At 56.3% G+C, this 3285-nt stretch carries 3 protein-coding genes; 1 reads left to right on the top strand and 2 read right to left on the bottom strand.

Going from position 1 to position 3285, the window contains the following annotated elements; all coding sequences use genetic code 11:
• Positions 1–211: 211 nt before the first annotated feature.
• Together FQ377_RS14615 and FQ377_RS14610 are read right to left on the bottom strand one after the other, a co-directional pair.
• Positions 212–1339 carry a helix-turn-helix domain-containing protein gene (locus FQ377_RS14615; RefSeq protein WP_187393396.1) on the bottom strand — a complete coding sequence of 376 codons (1128 nt, stop codon included), beginning with the start codon at positions 1337–1339 and terminating at the stop codon, positions 212–214.
• A 9-nt stretch (positions 1340–1348) separates the two neighbouring features.
• On the bottom strand, positions 1349–1969 hold the full coding sequence (locus FQ377_RS14610; RefSeq protein WP_148601891.1) for a winged helix-turn-helix domain-containing protein: 621 nt from the start codon (positions 1967–1969) through the stop codon (positions 1349–1351).
• Here FQ377_RS14610 and FQ377_RS14605 point away from each other — a divergent pair.
• Positions 1953–2933: a DNA-methyltransferase gene (locus FQ377_RS14605; RefSeq protein WP_148601890.1), complete on the top strand. Its 981-nt coding sequence runs from the start codon at positions 1953–1955 to the stop codon at positions 2931–2933. The two genes, FQ377_RS14610 and FQ377_RS14605, sit on opposite strands and share 17 nt — an antisense overlap.
• The last annotated feature ends 352 nt before the right edge of the window (positions 2934–3285 follow it).

The raw sequence follows: 3285 nt of genomic DNA, 5'->3' as shown, positions 1-3285 counted from the left end.
CACGTCGAGGTCTTTCGGGTGGGCAGTGTAGGAACTTCCATCATCGGAAGGCCTCGACGCCTATCCCGTGACCGACGCGCCCACACCGGCCACCCCGCCCGCACTCTCAATTACGAAGAGCCGCATAAGCCCCTATGCAGCCAGCCGATGGGCAAACATCGCGGGCTGCAACCTGGGGCGTCTACCCGGAACTATGGCGTCGAATCCGTGGCTAGTTCCCTTGACGCTCTTGCCACTTCCTGATCATGTGACGAGAAAAGCTGTCGTCAGGATCAGCGAAATTACACCTGTAGATGCGCGCTGCAGCTGATGTTCCTGTAGGAGTTGGCTCAGTATTCGCGTTATACGAGAAGGCTGCGTCGAATATTCGATCTCTCTCGATGTCTAGACGCTTTGACGACACCCTTGCAATTCCACCCTGAACCGCTCCTAGCTCTCCCTTATTAAAGGGGTCCGTACTAGGTCCAGCCTTACAGTCCATGGTAAGTAGCGGCGATGCAAAGCCTGAAGCCATTAGGCGGGCGCTCAAAGGCGCATCATCAGTACGCCGCTCCGCAAACGACGCTTTCACGTGCACCACGCCAAAGGGATGCTCATTTCCGTGAGCGTCGGTCCCAAGCGCTATGACGTCAGATTTTTCGACCACGCCACTCCCGTGCAAGCCCATCTCGCCAAGAAGCCGCCCCTTCTCATCGGGAGCAGTAGGCATAGCCAAGCGAACACCATGCTGGTTCAGCTGTGGGTTGTAGTGCTCGACGAAGATCGCCTCGAGAGACCATCCGCCGGCCCGCTTCCAAGACTGCGCCCAATCCTTCCCCGCACTCTCAGCGGGATGATTGAAATCATCTTGATAAGCATGCGCAACGAGAAAGTACCACAAGTCGGAGGGATTGACGTGCGGCCAGGTTCGAACGGCTTCAAGGAAACACTCAACGATCGCTCTACGTGCATCCCGAACGGCTAACACGTTCCGAAGGACCAGAAGCACCGAGTTGAATTCGTCCAGCGTAGCGTCGGGGATTGTTACGTTGGCGCTATGAGGCCCCATCGGAAAATGTAGAACAAGATCCGCTCCCTCTTCTGTCGCACTGAGGTGACGATCGACGATCACGTCAGTTTCACCAAACTGGAAGTCAGCGAAAAAACCATGAAGGTCGTCCCCGTACAGCGCCAGGATCGCCGCCAAGGTGCCAAGAGATGGTTCGGTCAACCCCTCTTCAATCAGCTTGATCCACCCTGGCCCCATTACGAGCTTCTCTTCGACCTCGTCACGCGTTAGGCCAGCAGCTTCACGACTAGCTTCGAGCCTTTGAAACAGGATTTTTAGGTCTGGGTGCACAATCGGATACTAGTCGATAGCTAGCGGTGCAGCCGCTCCTGACAGCGAGACAAGCCGATACTCTGGGCGTCCCTTGCCTCGCCTCTCCACGACACCGGCTTCCTCAAGCCAACGGAGTCGGTATCGGAGTTGGGAATCCGTAGTCCATCCGTGCCCCTCCTTAGCCATCTCCTCAAGCAATCGCCCTATACGAAGGGGGCGCTTGCGCAGGATGGCTAATAGCTCCTCGCAACCTTGGATGTTCTGACGAAGTGCTGCCTGCAGAGCTGTGCTCGAAGGCTTCTTTAGATAAGCAGCCCCTGCCTTCGTGAGGTAGACGCTGCTTGCTGTGACTTCGATCAATCCCAGAGCATCCCCAACTCTCAAGTAGGACTTCGCAGCTTTCGCGCTAGTGAGCACGAAGTGGTTCATCATGGCGGCGACGACCTCGCCGACGCTGTCCGTAGCCTGCACCTTGGCCAAGATCCACAGAAGCGCAGACATGTAGTTACCTGACCCGCCCGGCAGAGGCCACAAGGTCCGACTCAGTTTGGTTTCACCATTCACGTGCCATATAGTACCGGTAAAGGCTACCGGTACATAATACCGGTGCTTATGATCGTCGGAGAGAAATATGGCTGAGTCAAACACTGTGGGCCCCTTTACACGGAACGTCGTTGCGCAGGGCGACTCCTGGAAACTAGTCGAGCAACTACCGGATGAGTCGATCGACGTACTTGTTACGTCGCCCCCGTACTGGGGTCAGCGCGCCTCAAAGGGTTCCGGGGTAGAAGAAGACCCGCGTCAGTACGTGGCGGACCTCCGTAAGCTCTTCGAACTGATCAAACCGAAAATGAAACAGCGTGGAATCTGTTGGATCAACATTGGAGATGCGTATAACACGCCGGTGAACTGGAGAGCTGACGACCATGCGTACAGCAGCCTCGGCCCGGATGCGACAGGTCTTGCTCCTGAAAATTCTGCGTACTCAAAGCCCCGCCACAAGCGCAAAGCGTTCACAGATAAGGACGTGCCCTGGCTCACCTACGGAAACCTTCTCAGCCTGCCCTACCGACTTGTTATCGGCATGTCTGACGACGGGTGGTTGTCTCGCGGAGAGGTGATCTGGAAGAAGAAGAATCCAATGCCGGAGGGTCGCTGCCGACGACCACACAGGCAGCATGAGAGCATCCACCTCCTCGCCAAAGACGAACGACATAACTTCCAGCTGAGACCGCCTGTTGGCAGTGTCTGGGAGTTTGGCAGTGAGAAGATCCCGGGCCTGCCTCACTACAGCCGTTTCCCTCTCGAATTACCTAAGCGATGCATCGATTCATATGGCATTAAGGGAGAAGATGTTGTGGTCTTCGACCCTTTCAGCGGTTCTGGAACAACTGGGGTAGCAGCAGCGCAAGCTGGATGCTCCTTCATTGGGTTCGAGATCGATGACGAACAAGTGCTGGCGTCGAATGAACGCATCCTTGCTACCTACGAGGCCCAGTCGTCTCAGCAGAAGAGCAGTTCACAACACGTCTCACCCACTAACCACACAAGCGAGACAGCCGACTCGAGCGCCAAGATTTTCCGCGCCAGCAGGATGAGCAACGCTCGATAGTCAATGAAGCGCTCTGGATTCGATGGAGACTCCCGTTATGTGTCTCCTATCAGTTGGTCGCGGTCGGTGCTGCCAACATCGGACGCCTGCTCGAACTCTGTAAGCGGGACACCACCGAGATAGCCGAAGTAAGCGTGAACGCATTCGGCGTTTTGCCAATGGACGTAGCCAGGCAGCGAGTAGTAGCCGGTCATTCTTAGGTGCTGCATGGCGCACACCGCATATGCGGCTCATCGTAAATAAGAGTGCAGGTGGGGTCTGAAGCCGCCTGATTCGAGGAGTGATCTGGCGATGTAGTTGGTGAGGTTCCTGAAGCCGAGGGCTGAGCCGCGAAGGTGTTCGAGGCGCCCAT

This window comes from Arthrobacter echini (assembly GCF_008107445.1).
In the GTDB taxonomy this organism is placed as follows: Bacteria; Actinomycetota; Actinomycetes; order Actinomycetales; family Micrococcaceae; genus Arthrobacter_D; species Arthrobacter_D echini_A.
The sequence above is the reverse complement of the archived record's forward strand: the minus strand, read 5'-3'. Positions and strand labels throughout refer to the sequence as shown.